Consider the following 17,541-nt stretch of genomic DNA (forward strand, 5'->3'; position numbering starts at 1 on the left):
GGGTGCTTTTTTATTAATATTATTTTAATCTTTTTTAAAAAGAATAACTTAAACCAAATGTTGTATACACTTGTAGCTCGTTGTCAACATTATCAAAGGTTGGTTCAGGCTGAATTCCAGCTGGATCCCAATTGTTGGTTGCAAAATTAAGAGCTTCTTGCTTGTTATCTCTTAAACCTAGCTCAAAACCAAGACCTATACCTTTCCAAACAGTATAACTCAATGAGTTTATCCAAGTCCAATTTGATAAGTCCGAACTCTCATAACTTTGAAACATTGAAAGATTTGAGTTGAATTTTAAATCACCAATAGATTTAGCATAATTCGCCACAATTTTAGCTCCCAAAGACGATTCAAAAATGGCATCGTTGTCAGCAAAAACAAAGTTGTAGTTAAGTGGATGAACAACCACTACCAAACCGTCTAAAGGTGTCCAAGTAACACCTAAACCTAAATCTAAATATCCAGGATCATTGAAATTGTTGATAAGCGTTGTTCTATACTCACCCAATGTAGATACTGCTAAATTTTTGGCAATTTTATAACCAAATAATGATGTTATATTAAATACATCACTGGCCTCTCTAAAGTCTTTATTGTCCGTTGGGTCGTCTTTATCGTCGTACTTTACCCAACTTAAATTGATATTCCCTGTATTGTACCAAAAATATTTTTCACGATCTAATTTAGCAAAAGGGTTTACAGTAAAGGTAATGTTACCAGCTGAATTGTTTGGTGAACCCTGACCGTACCAATTGTTGAATTCAGAAAAACTAGCACCAATAGTACCAAATGCACCAAATTTCCAACCAGGAAATTCATCTATTTGCTTTTTTAAGTCATCAACGCGCCCTTGAATGGCTTTAATAGAATCTTCCTTGATTGATTTTTCTTCTTTCAATTCTTCAATGGTTTGCGAAAATGAGGCTGTCGCAATCAGCATTAAACAAAATGTAAAAATTTTTTTCATAAGAATAAAAATGGATTAATTATAGTGTGTCTATAATTAGATTAATAACGGAACAAAAATACTATTTTCTTTTAAATAAAGGCACATTTGAACAAGCTTCACCAAACATAATTGATTTTACAACAGGTTTTAGTTTGTTGGTAATCATGCTGTAAGCTTTAAGGGGTACTGGTTTTTTGGAGCAACCTTTGATGATTATGGGCTTATCAGAAAAGTCTGAAATATCTAAATTGGCAATAATGCTTTGATAAAGCGCTGTTTCTAAATCTTCCAAATTTCCTGTAATATTATATTTAGTGTAAGGCTCAAGTGCTATAGAGACTATCATAAAAGCCCATGCAGGTATAATGGCATCAGATGAACATGTTATGGCAACGTATTTATCTTGATATTGTGACCAATCATGTTGCTCAACATGCGAGCGGAAATCTTTTTCCTTAAGAACAATTTCTTCAAATAACCAGTCTTTAATATCAAAGAGTACACGTTCACCTTCAGGGTAGTAGTCTTCCAAATCGAACGTGATTAATTTGCTGTTAGCTACACGATTTATAATGTCATCTGCCATAATCTAAAGCATACCGAGTTCTAATTTGGCTTCTTCACTCATTAAATCCTGACTCCATGGTGGATCAAAAGTAATTTCTACTTCAGCCGATTTAACGTCATTTAAGGACTTTACTTTTTCCTCAACTTCCATTGGCAAGGTTTCAGCAACTGGACAATTAGGTGTTGTTAGGGTCATTAATATTTTGACATCGTAATCCTCATTGACAAAAACATCATAAATAAGTCCTAATTCGTATATATCAACAGGTATTTCAGGGTCGTAAATAGTTTTAAGTACCTTAACTATTTTTTCGCCTAATGCATTGGTATCTATTGTGGTTTCCATTTTAATTTAATTGCGTTTGATATGCTATGGCATACATTTTTAATTGCTTTATCATGCTGACTAACCCATTGGCTCGCGTTGGTGATAAATGCTCTTTTAGCCCAATTTTATCAATAAAATCCATATTGGCTTCAATGATATCTTTTGGATGTTGATTAGAGAATACTCTAATCAGAATAGCGATGATGCCTTTTGTGATTATTGCATCACTATCGGCTGTAAAAACGACCCTGTCACCATCCAAATCAGCATGTACCCAAACTTTACTTTGGCATCCTTTTATAATATAATCTTCTGTTTTGTATTGCTCATCAATGAGGGGCAATGTTTTTCCCAAGTCAATCATGTATTGATAACGTTCTTCCCAGTCTTCAAACATTGAAAATTCATCAATGATATCATTTTGTATTTCTTGGATTGTCATGAGTTTTATTTTATGCAAAAATACACATAACTATCCTTTCTCTACCAACTTCTTCATAGATAATACTTTGTTGACGATATCTTCTATTGATTTAGGTGGATTCCCATGATCAAAAACAGCTGTTTTATATACTTTCCCTTGAAGTCCAATTTCTAAAGTAGCTCCTGGAGCTGCATCATATTGATTGGTTTTCGTTGGTGGTTCAAGGTTAGGTAACATGGCAACATCAATTTTTTGAACTAAATTGATTAAATCATCCCATTCTTTTGATGGACAATTAACTTGATTTATGTTTTTGAGATTATAATCATTCGAGAAGTTTATTGCGTTTTGATTGATCCAAATCTTTTCAAAAAATCCGCGTGTTGCCGCTTGATAAGTGATGGTCATATTATTTTCTAAAGATGCTTTAAAAACTTCCGTGTTATCTGTTTTTAATATGAGTTGACCATTTGAATTTTCGAATGAATTAACAAGACCTAGAAGTCTTAAGAATTCTGTTTCAACCGCATTTCTATCGTTTGAACAAGCCATTTTTGTTGAAGCCAGTGGACCTATTTTAAGCATGTTCCCTTCGGTTTCATAGCTCCCAGAAAAGCGGTTACAACCAGAATATCCTGAAATGGCTTTTATGCTATCATTAAACGTAATAGTTAAGTCTGTTAATGGTAATTTTGAACCATTCATTTGATGAATCATAAATTGGCCATTAAGGGTTTTTTGCGAATCCTTATCCATGGTCGTTACATTTTTTGAATGACCACAGGCAGATATGGAAATAAGAGTTAAAAGTATAGTATAATATTTCATAATATGTTATTTGACTTTTAACATAATAATACAAAAAAGACGCCAAAGTTGGCGTCTTTTATATTTTGTATGGAAATAAATTTAGTTTCCAGCTAAAGAAGCTCTTGCTCCACCAGCTTCAAACAAGGCTCTCATTCGAGCATTTTGACCATTGGTGAACATATACATACAATCATCATACACATAATCCATATAGTTCATGGTCATGTCATTAGAACGACAATTAACTGTTGGATAAGAAGGGCATCCATAGTTTGGTCCATCAGATGTTGGTGTGTCAGCTACAAAATCATCTCTTCTGCAATTTCCATCACCCCAAATGTGACGCAAGTTTAACCAGTGACCAACTTCATGAGTACCGGTTCTTCCGTCGCCATAAACACCGCCTGCTGCATTATTCCCAAAATAATCAGTTCCTATTACAACACCATCAGTAGCGCTTGGTCCACCAGGGAATTGAGCATAACCTAAAATACCACCACCTATTTCGCATACCCAAATATTTAAATATGTAGAAGGATCAGTCACATCAATACCACCTTGACCACTGTCTTTCATAGCATCATTTGTTCCCCATGAAGATCGGGTATTTACTACTCTGTTAACTTGAGCCAGTGTGAAGGATATACCACAGTTTGCTACATCTCCTGCAAACTCTGCAGGCACACCATTAGTATTTGGATTGTTATCATTATAATCCTCATTCAGGATAGCAATTTGAGAATTAATTTGTTGGGTACTCACTTGACCTGAAAATTGCTCTATAATATTCACAACTACAGGAATGGTTACAGGATCTGTAAAACCTGGATCTGGATCACCACCACCATCATTTCCACCGCCATTACCATTGCCATTACCTGCACCATCTGGTTTTTTAGCTGCAATGGATTTTCTGGTTTGATACTCAATATCAAACATGGTTTGTTCTAAATCTGGATTTTCATTTAATAATCTGTTTAGATTTACCATTGAATAACAGGATTTTGATTTGCCTTCAGCTATCCTTGCGGCTTCATCGATGTCAGCGTCTGTATAGACGTAGAAATCACTCATATCAATTTTTGATTGGTCATCATTGGTTGAAATCGAGTTTTGATCATCGTTACATGATGCAAATAGTAGAGCTAGAGCAGCCATACCCAAAAGTGTTTTTTTCATAATAATGTAAAATTTGGTTTAAAATATTGCCGAATATATAATTCTTTAAGAATAAATTAACGTAATTATTAAAAAAAAATGAATTTTTCGATGAAATGCATTTAGGATTTTAGCACAAAAAAACACCCGAAGGGTGTTAATAAAATGATTTTCAAAAAGTTAGATTTAGGAAAGCATCATTTGAGCCTTTTTGACACCTTCAACCAAACTATCAACTTCGGTTTTGGTATTGTAAAATGCAAAAGAAGCTCTAACAGTCCCAGGAATTTTATAGTAGTCCATAATAGGTTGCGCGCAATGATGACCTGTTCGAACCGCTATACCCATTTTATCTAAAATAGTCCCTACATCATACGGATGGATTCCTTCAAGATTAAAAGAAATAACCGATGTTTTATGCTTGGAAGTTCCGTAGATTTTTAAACCATTGATTTTCAAAAGTTGTTGTGTGGCATACTCAAGTAGCTCATGTTCATAGCTGGCGATGTTGTTAAAACCAATGCTGTTCATATAGTCAATTGCGGCACCAAAGGCAATACCACCACAAATATTGGGTGTTCCAGCCTCAAATTTATGTGGTAAATCGGCATAGGTTGTTTTCTCAAAGGTGACTTCAGCAATCATTTCGCCACCACCTTGATAAGGCGGTAATTTGTTCAACCATGCTTCTTTTCCATACAAGATGCCTACGCCAGTTGGGCCACACATTTTATGAGCAGAAGCTACATAAAAATCAACATCCAGATCTTGAACATCTGGTTTAATATGTGGACAAGCTTGGGCACCATCAACTAATACAGCAGCATCAACGGCATGCGCTTTTTGTATGATTTCCTCAATGGGGTTAATGGTTCCTAAAGCATTGGATATATGATTGACAAAAACCAATTGAGTGTTTGGTGATAGGAGATTGTCAAATTCAGACATTACTAGTTCACCTTCTTCATTCATTGGAATGACTTTTAGAACTGCTCCAGTTCTTTCACAAAGCATTTGCCAAGGCACAATATTACTGTGGTGTTCTAAAGCCGAAACTACAATCTCATCTCCAGATTTTAAAAATGAAGAAAATCCATTGGCCACTAAATTGATACCGTGGGTTGTCCCTGAAGTGAAAATAATTTCATGCGCTTTTTTGACATTGAAATGCTTTTGGATGGTTTGCCTTGCCGCTTCGTATTTGTCTGTTGCTTCTTGACTTAATGTATGAACGCCTCTGTGAATATTAGCATTGTAGTTTGAATAATAATCTACAATACAATCAATAACGTGTTGTGGTGTTTGAGAAGTAGCTGCATTGTCTAAATAGACCAAAGGTTTACCATTTACTTTTCTTGAAAGTATGGGGAAGTCTTTACGAATACGCTCTAAATTAAACATACATTATAAATCAAACCCAATTCTGACTCCTAATTTGTTGGCTATAATTTTGGTAATACGTTGCTTGATTTCAGGAATTTTAACGGAACTTAACACGTTATTACTAAACGCATACATCAATAAGGCTTTAGCTTCTTTTTCTGGAATACCTCTTGAACGCAAATAAAACATAGCACTTTCATCCAGCTGACCAATGGTGCATCCATGTGAACACTTCACGTCATCAGCAAAAATTTCTAGTTGAGGTTTGGTATTAATAGAGGCCTTGTCACTTACCAAAATATTATTATTGGATTGAAAAGCATTTGTTTTTTGCGCTTCCTTATTGACGATAACGCGTCCATTAAAGACACCTGTGGCACTATCACCAAAAATACCTTTGTAATCTTGATGGCTTTCACAATTCGGTTCAATATGATGTACTAACGTATTGTGATCAACGTGTTGTTTATTCCCAATGATAGTCACCCCTTTTAAGGTCGAATCGATACGTTCGCCGTTTTGAAAAAAGTTTAGGTTATTACGGGTAAGTTTACCACCAAATGAAAATGTATGAACCGAACAGTGGCTTTCTTGCTTCTGGTTGATAAAAGTATTGTCAATTAAAGAAGCCGATTCTTTGTCGTTTTGAACTTTGTAATAATCCACGATAGCACGTTTGGCGGCAAAAACTTCGGTTACCGAATTAGTCAAAACTGGGTTTTCAGTCAAACTTTGGTGACGCTCAATTATTTGAACATGCGAATTTTCACCAACAACAATTAGATTACGAGGCTGCAACATTAATGCGGCTTCATTACCAGTTGAAAAATGGACAATTTGAATGGGTTTTTCAACAAGCTTGTTTTTTGGGATATTGATATAGGCACCTTCACTAGAAAACGCCGTATTTAACGATGTTAAACTATCTGTTGTGGCAACTTTGTTGAAATAATTCTCAATGATCAAACGATATTTTGGTTTAGAAAGTGCCGCTGACATGAGGCAAACATCCATACCATCATGTGTGGTTTCGGATAAATGGGAAGAATATTTTCCGTCTATAAATATAATTTTGTAGCTATCAATATCATGAATGAGATATTGCTTGATATCCTTATATTCAATCGCATTGTCTCGTTTAGGAAATAAACTGTAGTTGTGCTTCAATAAACTGTTAAGCGACGTGTATTTCCAAGCCTCTTCTTTTTTACTGGGGAAACCCTTTTGCTCAAAAATCTTAATAGCTTCATTTCTGATATCATGAAGTGGCGAATTATCGTCCAGATGATCCTCGAAAGCTAAATATGAAGAAACTATTTTGTCTTTTAAATCCATTTGCTCAATTTAAGCGTTCACTTCTTCTTTTATCCAATCGTAACCTTTTTCTTCTAATTCGTGGGCCAGTTCTTTAGGACCTGATTTTACGATACGGCCATTGTGAAGGACATGTACAAAATCAGGGACTATATAATCCAATAATCGCTGATAGTGCGTAATCACGATTACGGCATTGTCCTTACTTTTTAGTTTATTAACACCATTAGCAACAATTCTTAAAGCATCAATATCTAATCCTGAATCCGTTTCATCAAGTATGGCCAATTTTGGTTCCAACATAGCCATTTGAAATATCTCATTTCGTTTTTTTTCACCACCTGAAAAACCTTCATTTAAGGAACGAGATAAAAATTTTCTATCAATTTCCAGTAATTCAGATTTTTCACGAATCAGTTTTAACATTTCGTTAGCTGGCATGTCATCAAGTCCTTTTGCCTTACGCGTTTCATTGATAGCCGTTTTAATGAAATTGGTTACAGAAACTCCTGGAATCTCTACAGGATACTGAAACGATAAAAAGATGCCTTTGTGGGCACGTTCTTCAGCCGCTAAATCATCAATATTTTCGCCTTCCAAAAGGATTTCACCCTCTTCAACATCATATTCCTCTTTACCTGCAATAACAGATGCCAAGGTACTTTTTCCAGAACCATTAGGTCCCATAATAGCATGTACCTCACCAGGTTTAACCTCTAGATTAATACCTCTTAATATCGCTTTATCTTCAACACTTGCGTGTAGGTTATTTATCTTTAACATAGTTTATTTTGATTCCAATTTTACAACGTTATTACTTTCAGGGTCACTGGCAGTAATATCAACAATTTCTTTTATTTCAACTCGGTATGGCCAACCCTCTTCATTTTCTGGTTTTGGTGTTATTTTGCCTCTTACCACAACTGTCACATAATCCGTTGGGTCCTTTTTGTACTTTTTAGCCTTGTCATCCAATTCGTGCATTTTCTCATCAATAACTACAGCATACACTTCACGATGCGTTTGTAAAACAGCGGCATCGGCGTAATAAACAAAATCGCCTTTGAGCATAGTAAGGCCATCACTTTGCTTTTCAGTTCTTTCTGGGCTGTCGGTATCAATTTTTTCAGTAGCTGGATTTGTGTTTTCTTCTTTAGAATCGTTTTTACAGCTGCTTAAAACGATAACACTTAACAATAACAAGAGTACTTTTTTCATTGTTTATAATTTTTTATCCTACAGATCCTTCTAAACTTATTTCCAATAATTTTTGTGCTTCCACAGCAAACTCCATAGGAAGCTTGTTTAACACTTCCTTACTAAACCCGTTTACTATCAATGCAATGGCTTTTTCAGTATCGATACCACGTTGGTTACAGTAAAATATTTGATCTTCACCTATCTTACTGGTTGTCGCCTCGTGCTCTATTTTCGCTGATTTGTTCTTCGCTTCAATGTATGGGAATGTGTGTGCACCACATTCATTACCCATCAATAAACTATCACATTGTGAAAAGTTACGAGCGTTTTCGGCTCTTGAACTCACTTGTACCAAACCACGATAACTGTTTTGAGATTTTCCTGCTGAAATACCTTTAGAAATAATGGTTGATTTGGTATTATTACCCAAATGAATCATTTTAGTGCCCGTGTCAGCTTGTTGGTAATTATTAGTAACAGCTATTGAGTAAAATTCACCTACTGAATTATCACCTTTTAACACACAGCTTGGATACTTCCAAGTTACAGCAGACCCTGTTTCGACTTGTGTCCAAGAAATCTTGGCGTTTTTTTCGCACAATCCACGTTTAGTTACAAAGTTGTAAACACCACCTTTACCTTCGGCATTTCCAGGATACCAATTTTGAACCGTCGAGTATTTTATTTCAGCGTCATCCAACGCAATCAATTCAACTACAGCTGCGTGCAACTGATTCTCATCACGCATGGGAGCTGTACAGCCCTCTAAATAACTCACATAACTTCCCTCATCAGCGATGACTAATGTTCTTTCGAATTGACCTGTTCCAGCTTGGTTAATTCTGAAGTAAGTAGATAATTCCATAGGGCATCTAACGCCTTTTGGAATGTAGCAAAAAGAACCATCACTAAAGACAGCAGAATTGAGAGCTGCGTAGAAATTGTCTTTTTGAGGAACCACCGTTCCAATATATTTTTTCACCAATTCAGGATGCTCCTTGATAGCTTCTGAAATACTCATAAAAATGATGCCTTTTTCAGCAAGCGTCTTTTTAAATGTTGTAGCGACTGAAACCGAATCAACCACAACATCCATAGCAACTCCTGCCAATTTCTTTTGCTCATCCAATGAAATACCCAACTTGTCAAAAGTGGCTAAAAGCTCCGGATCAACCTCATCTAAACTATCATATTTTGGTTTGCTGTTTGGAGCAGAATAGTAAGAAATAGCTTGAAAATCTGGTTTTTGATAATGAACATTGGCCCATTCAGGCTCAACCATTTCTTTCCAGATTTTAAAAGATTCAAGCCGCCACTCAGTCATCCATTCGGGCTCTTCTTTCTTTTTGGAAATAGCGCGAACAATATCCTCATTTAAGCCTACTGGGAATGTTTCAGACTGTATGTCTGTGTAAAAACCATATTCGTATTCCTTGGTTTTTAATTCTTCCCTTAAATCATCTTCGGTATACTTCGACATAATTTCTTTTCAAATATTATAATGAAAACGATTCGCCACAACCACAAGTACGATTAGCGTTAGGATTGTTGAACACAAAACCAGTTCCGTTTAGGCCTCCTGAATATTCCAGAGTAGTACCAATTAGATACAAAAAGCTTTTCTTGTCAACAATAATTTTAACGCCGTTATCTTCAAAAACTTTATCGCCTTCTTGTTGTTCTTTATCAAACTTGAGATCATAAGATAAACCAGAACAACCGCCACTTTTAACGCCTACACGAATATAATCCGTAGCAGCATTAAATCCGTCCTCGGTCATCAACTGAATAACCTTGTTTTTAGCTGTTTCAGATACTTTTATCATTTTCTTTAATTAGAATTTATCTAAATAGAGTGCAAATATACGATTTAAGTCATGGATTACCATATAACCTAACATTATATTATTAAATGGTTTGATAGCTTTTGGCTATTAATTTTGAAAGTCTGGATTGTTGATAAACGACGGGTCAGAAAGTGACAGTAAAAATGCTTTTAAGTCAGCTTTGTCCTGATCTGTTAATTGTACACCACCTTCATCTACTTTTTTCATGAGAGGATCAATAGTTGGGGAGTCTTGGAGACCTTCGCTATAGTGATTGATAACTTCGTCAAGTGTACTAAAACGGCCATCATGCATGTAAGGAGCTGTATAAGCTAAATTTCGAAGTGAAGGGGAGCGGAACTTACCATTGTCGGCAGGGTCACCAGTGACTTCTCCTAAACCTAAATCATCAAATGTGGCATCTAAACCATTGTTATGAAACTGATTGTCAGTCCATAAAGGATTATTTGGGTTTCCATGACAGTGGAAACAATCGCCTCGATTTTCATCCATAAATACATTGAGCCCATTTTCTTCTGCAGGAGTCAACTCGGCTAAACCAAGGAGGTATCTATCAAATTTAGAATTTGCCGAAATAAGTGTTCGTTCAAATTGAGCTATGGCTTTGGTTGCTTTTTCTTTAGTTATTGAGCCATTTCCAAAAGCACTGTTGAACATCGAAGGATATTCAGGATGTTCTTGTAAACGCTGAACAACAACTTCCCAAGTATTATGCATTTCAATAGGATTGGTTACGGGTTCCAATGCTTGGTGTTCTAAACTAAATTCCCGACCATCCCAAAAGAATAGTTCATCATAATTCCAAGCCAAATTAAATAATGGCATAGAGTTCCTAACACCGGGAATACCATCAATACCAATACTAAATCTAGGAATATCAGTAAAAGCATTTTGAGGTCTATGACAGCTGGCACATGCTTGGGTATTATTAGCAGAGAGAATAGGGTCAAAAAATAATTTTTTTCCTAATGCAATACCCTCAATTGTTTGAGGATTGTCTGATGGGATCACAGGATTCAGAATATTATCTGAAAAAATTTGAGGAATATCAAGGGGAGCTTGGGTTGGTTGATTCACATATCCAGTAGTATCATCATCCTTTCCACATGCAGTGGCTAAAAATGCGAGCGCGACAATAATATGTTTATCAAGTAACTTCAAAATTACTGGGTTATACTTCCAATTGAAAATACACTAAGTACATTTTCCTGCATCATTTTTTGCGCATCATAATTAGGCATTAAAGGTGTATCTAACACGTTCAAATCCCAAGTGTTCGGATTTTTAAAGAATTCTGAAATATTCATTTTAACCTCGATATTGGCATTGTTTGTAATGGTAATTGGTGTGGAAAGTTGAATAAGCGCAAAATTTTGTTCAAAAACACCATCACTCACACGTGCAGTCCCATTATGATAATTGAATGGAGAAGGAGCCGTTGTATCAACATTGTACATGCCATCAAATTGTAAAAAATGATATCCACCTCCCAACATGGCTGGCCAATTCCAAGAAGCACTATTGAGATCTAAATAAGCACCGTCTACATTATCTGCTTCATTAAAACCCCAAATAAATCTCAATGTATAATTTCCAATTGGAATGCTATTGTTTGTGGGTGTGAAATTATAAGTCGTTTCGTCTTCCAAATCAGTGAATTTGTAGCCATCAAATAAATAACTATCACCATTGTCATTTACAAGTTCAAATCGAGATATCAAATACCGGATTCTTGTCATGCTAATCTCCTCACCATGTTCATTGGTAACTATTTCAGTCTGCAAATTGGAACTGTTAATGAGAGTTCCATCCCAATCGTGAGTAAAACTAAAACTCACATTGGACATGTTAACTAGCGATAAATTGTCATCTTTGTCTTCACTGCAATTTAAAATAAGCAGAAGCATGACAATTAAGGAAAATATCTTTTTCATGATTTTATTTTGTCTTAACTATTAATAAATCGGTAAATCCTTTGTTTTCTTCAATATCACCATCCGAACTGCTGGACTCACCAACCGCAACTACGGTGTTATTTTCTAATTCGGTAGCATCGTAACAAAAATCAATTTCCGAACCACCTACGGTTTTTTGCCATAGTAAATTGCCGGTGTCATCAATTTTTAAAACCCAAGAATCATTTTGTCCATTATTATTTGTGACATCACCGTCAGTACTTCTTGAGCTACCAGAAATGATGAAGTTGGAATTTACTTTCTGAATGGATCGAGCAACATCAAAACTTGACCCACCAAAAGTTTTTTCCCAAATTATATCACCATTGGGTGAAATTTTTATCAGCCATAAATCTGCAGCACCATTATTATGTGATACATTTTGGTCGTTACTTCGGGTATCTCCAACAATTAAAAAATTACCATCTCCAGAATGAGCTATACCTCTTGCCTCATCAATTTGAGAGCCTCCATAAGAGCGTTCCCAAATAAGAGTGCCATTTTCAGAAATTTTGATAACCCAAAAATCATAAGTCCCCAAGTTGCCAGAAATATCGACATCATCGCTATCAGAAGATCCCACTAGAATATATCCGTTATCTGAAGTTTGAACGGCATCAAAAGGTGTATCTGTATATGTGCCACCATAATATTTACTCCATTCCCTGTTTCCATTGGCGTCTAATTTTAGGGCCCAATAATCACCGCCAGCATGTCTGGCACTTGCAACTCTGGTATTTCCCTCACCTCCTGAAGCTGTAACATCCAAAACACCTGTAATAAAGTAGCCGCCATCATTAGATTGCAGTAAAGTATATCCTATATCAGAACCAGCATAACCATAAGATTTTTGCCATATTAGGTCGCCATTGGAACTTAATTTGGCTATCCAGTAATCTTGAGCTCCGGCATTTTCGCTTATATCTAAATCATTACTGGATGTATATCCCAAGATGGCATAGCCGCCATCTTGTGTTTGGATAATAGTATTTCCACGGTCATCATCAGTACCTCCAAAGGTTTTAGACCATTGTATATTATGCTCGCTGTCAAATTTTAAGACCCAAAAATCAAAACTTTCATTGTTTTTATCAGTAATATCACCATCAGCACTTTGGGAATAACCTAAAATAACATAACCACCATCGCTAGTTTTGGCAATTGATTGAGCACTTTCATTCTTTGTGCCGCCATAGGTTTTTGCCAATTGGAGATTAGGTTCAGGCAAAATTATTTGACCATTATCATCTTTTGAGCAAGAAGATATTATTAGGCATAAAACTCCAAAAAATAATATTTTGAATTGAATTTTCATATTTATTACGTCCCACTTTTTCGAATTATAAATAATCCTCTATTAATATCACTGATAATAATATTACCACTTTCAAAATAAGGATAGACATTCCAAGCACCGCTAAAGTTGGTAGAATTGTTTTCTGGATACGTGTCAAAAAAACCTACTTTAGAAACCGAATTATTCTCAATATTACTAATATCATAAATTGTTACACCTGCTGTGTAGTTTGCTTGATAATATAAATTGTCTTTTACATAACCATTATGATCAATTGCTTGAGAGGTGCCAAAAAAATCGGTAAAATAAATCGGATTGTCCAAATCGGTAAAATCGAAGATTAAGGTTCGGGTATTACTGCCATAGTTTACTTCATCTAGTTCATCTCCTAAAATAAAGTAATTCATGTCACTTGTAAACCAACCTTGGTGCGTATAACCAATATTGGAATAATTGACAGTTGAAATTTCAATTGGATTTGATTTATCTGTGACATCAAACAACCCTACTTCAAAAACATTACTACCAATTAAAATTTCCTTACCTATATAATCAGTATCGGGTCCATTATAAGTTACTACTTGTGCATCATGTGAGTAACCTGAAAACCCTCCAGCCGCAAAAGGATTTAGGGGGTCTTGGATATTGATAAAATGAGGGCCTCCAGAGAAAGTATTAGATCCTACTGCGTAAGCATAGCCCGATTCTTCATTAATTACGATATTATGGGCATTCCCAAAACCAGTATAATGAGCATCTGCAGTGAATTCCTGTGGTGCCGAAGAAACATCTCTTAAATGCGTGAGATCGAATATTTGCATCCCATGATCTTGGGCTTCACTGACTATAAAGGCGTAGTCATTATAAACTTTAATATCTCGCCATGTACTTGCGCCGGTTGCTGTATTCAATGTGCCCAAAAAAATGGGGTTTTCCGCATTGGTTATATCAACAAATGATGTTCCTCTAGTTGTGCAAATTAAAGCATATTCCTTTCCAGTTGATGAATCGGTCCATCCCCAAGAGTCATTTCCCGCTAAACCAACACCACCAAATGTAGTAAGCGGCAGATGGGCAATTAAGTCATAATTATTACATGGATAAGGGCCTGCATAACCATTTGAACAAGTACTATTTTGAGGGTTTGAAGGCATATTGCTTGAAACATCATCACTTGAACATCCAATTATTACCCCTAAAACAATTACTAATATGGATAATATTTTTATTTTCATTATTAACTATTGAGTTGGTCGCACAATAAAAAGTCCCCTTTCAATATCACTAATAATTATATTACCACTTTGGAAATATGGATACACACTCCAAGCACCATTGAAACTAGTATTGTTGTTTTCTGGATGCGTGTCAAAATAAGCAATTTCATTCATAGAATTCCCGTCAACACCAGATATATCAATAACACGTAGTCCAGCAGTATAGTTGGCTAGATAATAGGAATTACCTTTGACATAGCCATTGTGGTCAATAGCTGCTGAAGGACCAATGTAATCCATTTTAAAGGTCGGATTGTCTAAATCTGTAAAATCAAAAACAATAGTTCTTGTGTTATTTCCGAATCCCAACTCATCGGTTTCATCTCCTAAAATGAAATAGCGCATATCTTCCGTAAACCATCCTTGATGCGTATAGCCAACGTTGTTATAACTAATGGTGGCAATTTCAATAGGGTTTCCTTTATCTGTAATATCAGCAATTACAACTTCATTTTCATTGCTACCAACTATAATTTCTCTTCCAGCATAATCTGAATCGGGACCATTATAGGTTACAACTTGGGCGTCATGAGCATACCCAAAGAACCCACCTTCTCCAATAGGGTTTAACGGATTTTGAATATTTATAAACAAAGGACCACCTCCATAAGTACCACTTCGACTAGATCCAACTGCATAGGCATATCCAGAATTTTCGTTAATTACAATATTGTGGGCACTTCCAAAGCCTGAATATAAAGCATCAGATGTAAAGTTTTCAGGTGGATTGGTAACACTTCGTAATCGGGTTAAATCAAAAACCTGCATACCATGAGCGCCAACATTGTCAGCAACTATAAATGCATAATTATTATACACTTTTACATCTCTCCAATAACTCGTACTGGTAGCTGTATCAAGCCTTCCTAGAAAGATTGGATTTGTTGGATCTGAAACATCTACAAAAGCAGTGCTGTTTGTCATGGCAACCAAAGCATACTCTTTCCCAGTAGTGGTGTCCGTCCATCCCCAAATATCACTGCCTTCAGGATTTCCCAAATTATTTGCTAGAACCGAAACAGGAATATGTCCCATTAAATCATAACCGTCGCACGGATATGGCCCAGCCATTCCATCTATACATGGGAACATTGGGGTTAAATCTGGATTGTCCTGACAGGCATTACCAATACCATCACCATCATCGTCAATTTGATCGGGATTTGGAATTAGAGGGCAATTATCTTCATCATCTGGAATGCCGTCATTATCAGTATCTAGATCATTCGTAGTATCACAGCTGTCACCTATCCCATCATTATCAACATCACTTTGGTTTGGATTTGAAATAGAAGGGCAATTATCTTGTGCGTCTGGAATACCATCATTGTCAGAGTCTACTACAACTATTGGATCGACAGGTTCGTCATCACAACTTTGTAATACAACTAAACCAATGATTAAAAAGTAAAAGGTTAGAATTTTTAATGAAATCCTTAATTCGTTTTTCATAGCTATTTATTTGAGCAATAATTTTTTTGTTATTGTTGAATTTATTCTAATTACATATATACCTCTTTCATAAGATGCTGTTGGTATAACGAATTTATTGAGATTGATATTATGTTTTTCAAATACCTTTTTGCCTAGTATATTATAGATTTCTATTGCATGGACGCCCTGACCTTTTGATGCCGAAACAATAGTAGAGGTTTTAGCAGGATTTGGTGATAATAAAAACTCATTGTTTAAATAAGGGGCATCAACTCCTAGCGTACCGCTTTTCCTTACTACAAATAACCCACGATCTATGTCACTTATGATAATATTTCCACTTTCAAAATATGGGTAAACACTCCAAGCACCATCAAAACCAGTGTTATCATTTTCAGGGTGTGTGTCAAAATAACCTATTTCAGTCATGGAGTTCGTGTCTGAAGCAATATTTGAAATGTCTAAGACCCTTAAACCTCCTCTATAATTTGCCAAGTAGAACCTATCGCCTTTAACATAACCATTATGATCAATTGCGGTAGATGGACCAAAATAAGTTGAGGACAAAATAGGGTTGTCTAAATCCTGCACATCAAAAACCAAGGTGCGTGTATTCATGCCAAAAGACTGTTCGTCTGTTTCATCACCCATGATAAAATAACGATGATCTTCTGTGAACCAACCTTGATGGGCATAACCGGGTTGTGGATAGGTAATTTCAGAAATCTTCACCACGTTACTCTTATCAGTGACATCTAAAAAGACCAACTTATCATTATTAGTGAAGCTACCGTTACTTGCAACTAAAATTTCTCTTCCAACGTAAGTTGATATAGTTGTCGTATTTGGGTCGGGACTAGTATCAGGACCATTGTAAGTAATTACTTGGGCATCATGAGTGTAACCGCTATCTGTGTAATTACCTATTGTTGTCGGGGAAATTGGGTCTGAAATATCAACAAATATCGGTCCACCACCATTTGCTGAATTACATCCTACGAGGTAGGCAACTGCCTCGCTTTCATTAATAATGATATTGTGACAACTTCCAATTTGTATTCCTGTACCATCGCCTGAATAGGTTTTTATTCTATCGGGATACTCGGCTTCTTCAAAAGTTAAATCGCTGTCAATGCCATCTCTTAAAATGGTTAAATCAAAAATTTGCATACCATGAGCACCAACATTATCGGCAATAATAAAAGCATAATTGTTGTAGACTTTTACATCTCTCCAGAAACTTGTTGAGGTATTGGTATCCAATCTTCCCAAAAAAATAGGGTTAACAGCATTGCTAATATCAACAAATGCAGTACTATTAGTTGTTGCAACTATGGCGTATTCTTTGCCGTTTAATGGGTCAGTCCAGCCCCAAGTATCACTGCCTTCAGGATTCCCTTGGGTATTGGCAAGTACAGAAATTGGAATATGAGAGATTAAATCATAATCATTGCAAGGAAACGAATCTCCCTCAGAAACTGAAGCAAAACCACTTTCACATGGCATCTGGCCAAATCCGTAACTTATGCAAACAATAATTGAGCTTATTGTTTTTAATTTTTTAAACATCAGGTTAAGTGTGATTAAATAAGCCC

Annotated in this window: 18 protein-coding genes; all 18 read right to left on the reverse strand. The window is 35.8% G+C overall.

Annotated features, from left to right (window positions below; genetic code table 11):
• Positions 1-34: 34 nt before the first annotated feature.
• The 18 genes from C1T31_RS02265 to C1T31_RS02350 all read right to left on the reverse strand — a co-directional run bounded on the left by C1T31_RS02265 (position 35) and on the right by C1T31_RS02350 (position 17,515).
• Positions 35-970, reverse strand: coding sequence for a DUF3078 domain-containing protein (locus C1T31_RS02265; RefSeq protein WP_103050831.1), 936 nt, complete (start codon positions 968-970; stop codon positions 35-37).
• A 61-nt stretch (positions 971-1,031) separates the two neighbouring features.
• Positions 1,032-1,538: a DUF2480 family protein gene (locus tag C1T31_RS02270; RefSeq protein ID WP_103050832.1), complete on the reverse strand. Its 507-nt coding sequence runs from the start codon at positions 1,536-1,538 to the stop codon at positions 1,032-1,034.
• 3 nt (positions 1,539-1,541) lie between these two features.
• The gene (locus C1T31_RS02275) at positions 1,542-1,865 is read right to left on the reverse strand and encodes an SUF system Fe-S cluster assembly protein (RefSeq protein ID WP_103050833.1); all 324 of its coding nucleotides are present in this window, start codon (positions 1,863-1,865) and stop codon (positions 1,542-1,544) included.
• Position 1,866: 1 nt separating this feature from the next.
• A complete protein-coding gene (locus C1T31_RS02280; RefSeq protein ID WP_103050834.1) occupies positions 1,867-2,289 on the reverse strand; it encodes a SufE family protein in 423 nt (140 codons plus the stop codon).
• A gap of 30 nt (positions 2,290-2,319) precedes the next feature.
• Positions 2,320-3,099 (reverse strand): META domain-containing protein, encoded by a 780-nt coding sequence (locus C1T31_RS02285; RefSeq protein WP_103050835.1) that lies wholly within the window; start codon positions 3,097-3,099, stop codon positions 2,320-2,322.
• Between the two features lie 81 nt (positions 3,100-3,180).
• The gene (locus C1T31_RS02290) at positions 3,181-4,260 is read right to left on the reverse strand and encodes a zinc metalloprotease (protein WP_103050836.1); all 1,080 of its coding nucleotides are present in this window, start codon (positions 4,258-4,260) and stop codon (positions 3,181-3,183) included.
• Positions 4,261-4,425: 165 nt separating this feature from the next.
• Positions 4,426-5,640 (reverse strand): aminotransferase class V-fold PLP-dependent enzyme, encoded by a 1,215-nt coding sequence (locus C1T31_RS02295; protein ID WP_103050837.1) that lies wholly within the window; start codon positions 5,638-5,640, stop codon positions 4,426-4,428.
• 3 nt (positions 5,641-5,643) lie between these two features.
• A complete protein-coding gene (sufD, locus tag C1T31_RS02300) occupies positions 5,644-6,957 on the reverse strand; it encodes a Fe-S cluster assembly protein SufD (protein ID WP_103050838.1) in 1,314 nt (437 codons plus the stop codon).
• Positions 6,958-6,966: 9 nt separating this feature from the next.
• Positions 6,967-7,719, reverse strand: coding sequence for a Fe-S cluster assembly ATPase SufC (gene sufC, locus C1T31_RS02305; RefSeq protein WP_103050839.1), 753 nt, complete (start codon positions 7,717-7,719; stop codon positions 6,967-6,969).
• Between the two features lie 3 nt (positions 7,720-7,722).
• The gene (locus C1T31_RS02310) at positions 7,723-8,154 is read right to left on the reverse strand and encodes a hypothetical protein (protein ID WP_103050840.1); all 432 of its coding nucleotides are present in this window, start codon (positions 8,152-8,154) and stop codon (positions 7,723-7,725) included.
• Positions 8,155-8,167: 13 nt separating this feature from the next.
• Entirely contained in the window at positions 8,168-9,616 is a 1,449-nt protein-coding gene (sufB, locus tag C1T31_RS02315; RefSeq protein WP_103050841.1) for a Fe-S cluster assembly protein SufB, read from the reverse strand.
• A 16-nt stretch (positions 9,617-9,632) separates the two neighbouring features.
• A complete protein-coding gene (locus C1T31_RS02320) occupies positions 9,633-9,962 on the reverse strand; it encodes a HesB/IscA family protein (protein WP_103050842.1) in 330 nt (109 codons plus the stop codon).
• A gap of 108 nt (positions 9,963-10,070) precedes the next feature.
• Positions 10,071-11,144, reverse strand: coding sequence for a cytochrome-c peroxidase (locus C1T31_RS02325; protein WP_243398879.1), 1,074 nt, complete (start codon positions 11,142-11,144; stop codon positions 10,071-10,073).
• Positions 11,145-11,146: 2 nt separating this feature from the next.
• The gene (locus C1T31_RS02330; protein WP_103050843.1) at positions 11,147-11,917 is read right to left on the reverse strand and encodes an MbnP family protein; all 771 of its coding nucleotides are present in this window, start codon (positions 11,915-11,917) and stop codon (positions 11,147-11,149) included.
• Positions 11,918-11,921: 4 nt separating this feature from the next.
• Positions 11,922-13,253 (reverse strand): hypothetical protein, encoded by a 1,332-nt coding sequence (locus tag C1T31_RS02335; protein WP_103050844.1) that lies wholly within the window; start codon positions 13,251-13,253, stop codon positions 11,922-11,924.
• Positions 13,254-13,258: 5 nt separating this feature from the next.
• Entirely contained in the window at positions 13,259-14,470 is a 1,212-nt protein-coding gene (locus C1T31_RS02340) for a choice-of-anchor B family protein (RefSeq protein ID WP_103050845.1), read from the reverse strand.
• A 6-nt stretch (positions 14,471-14,476) separates the two neighbouring features.
• Positions 14,477-15,964, reverse strand: a complete 1,488-nt coding sequence (locus C1T31_RS02345; protein WP_103050846.1) for a choice-of-anchor B family protein — start codon at positions 15,962-15,964, stop codon at positions 14,477-14,479.
• 6 nt (positions 15,965-15,970) lie between these two features.
• Complete coding sequence (locus tag C1T31_RS02350) at positions 15,971-17,515, reverse strand: choice-of-anchor B family protein (RefSeq protein ID WP_103050847.1); 1,545 nt, start codon at positions 17,513-17,515, stop codon at positions 15,971-15,973.
• Positions 17,516-17,541: the final 26 nt, after the last annotated feature.

Origin of the sequence: Hanstruepera neustonica, assembly GCF_002895005.1 — a bacterium.
GTDB classification, from domain to species: domain Bacteria; phylum Bacteroidota; class Bacteroidia; order Flavobacteriales; family Flavobacteriaceae; genus Hanstruepera; species Hanstruepera neustonica.

Bases quoted from the DNA above. Each gene is read 5' to 3' on its own strand.
- C1T31_RS02265 (WP_103050831.1), bottom strand. From the start codon at position 970: ATGAAAAAAATTTTTACATTTTGTTTAATGCTGATTGCGACAGCCTCA.
- C1T31_RS02270 (WP_103050832.1), bottom strand. From the start codon at position 1,538: ATGGCAGATGACATTATAAATCGTGTAGCTAACAGCAAATTAATCACG.
- C1T31_RS02275 (WP_103050833.1), bottom strand. From the start codon at position 1,865: ATGGAAACCACAATAGATACCAATGCATTAGGCGAAAAAATAGTTAAG.
- C1T31_RS02280 (WP_103050834.1), bottom strand. From the start codon at position 2,289: ATGACAATCCAAGAAATACAAAATGATATCATTGATGAATTTTCAATG.
- C1T31_RS02285 (WP_103050835.1), bottom strand. From the start codon at position 3,099: ATGAAATATTATACTATACTTTTAACTCTTATTTCCATATCTGCCTGT.
- C1T31_RS02290 (WP_103050836.1), bottom strand. From the start codon at position 4,260: ATGAAAAAAACACTTTTGGGTATGGCTGCTCTAGCTCTACTATTTGCA.
- C1T31_RS02295 (WP_103050837.1), bottom strand. From the start codon at position 5,640: ATGTTTAATTTAGAGCGTATTCGTAAAGACTTCCCCATACTTTCAAGA.
- sufD (WP_103050838.1), bottom strand. From the start codon at position 6,957: ATGGATTTAAAAGACAAAATAGTTTCTTCATATTTAGCTTTCGAGGAT.
- sufC (WP_103050839.1), bottom strand. From the start codon at position 7,719: ATGTTAAAGATAAATAACCTACACGCAAGTGTTGAAGATAAAGCGATA.
- C1T31_RS02310 (WP_103050840.1), bottom strand. From the start codon at position 8,154: ATGAAAAAAGTACTCTTGTTATTGTTAAGTGTTATCGTTTTAAGCAGC.
- sufB (WP_103050841.1), bottom strand. From the start codon at position 9,616: ATGTCGAAGTATACCGAAGATGATTTAAGGGAAGAATTAAAAACCAAG.
- C1T31_RS02320 (WP_103050842.1), bottom strand. From the start codon at position 9,962: ATGATAAAAGTATCTGAAACAGCTAAAAACAAGGTTATTCAGTTGATG.
- C1T31_RS02330 (WP_103050843.1), bottom strand. From the start codon at position 11,917: ATGAAAAAGATATTTTCCTTAATTGTCATGCTTCTGCTTATTTTAAAT.
- C1T31_RS02335 (WP_103050844.1), bottom strand. From the start codon at position 13,253: ATGAAAATTCAATTCAAAATATTATTTTTTGGAGTTTTATGCCTAATA.
- C1T31_RS02340 (WP_103050845.1), bottom strand. From the start codon at position 14,470: ATGAAAATAAAAATATTATCCATATTAGTAATTGTTTTAGGGGTAATA.
- C1T31_RS02345 (WP_103050846.1), bottom strand. From the start codon at position 15,964: ATGAAAAACGAATTAAGGATTTCATTAAAAATTCTAACCTTTTACTTT.
- C1T31_RS02350 (WP_103050847.1), bottom strand. From the start codon at position 17,515: ATGTTTAAAAAATTAAAAACAATAAGCTCAATTATTGTTTGCATAAGT.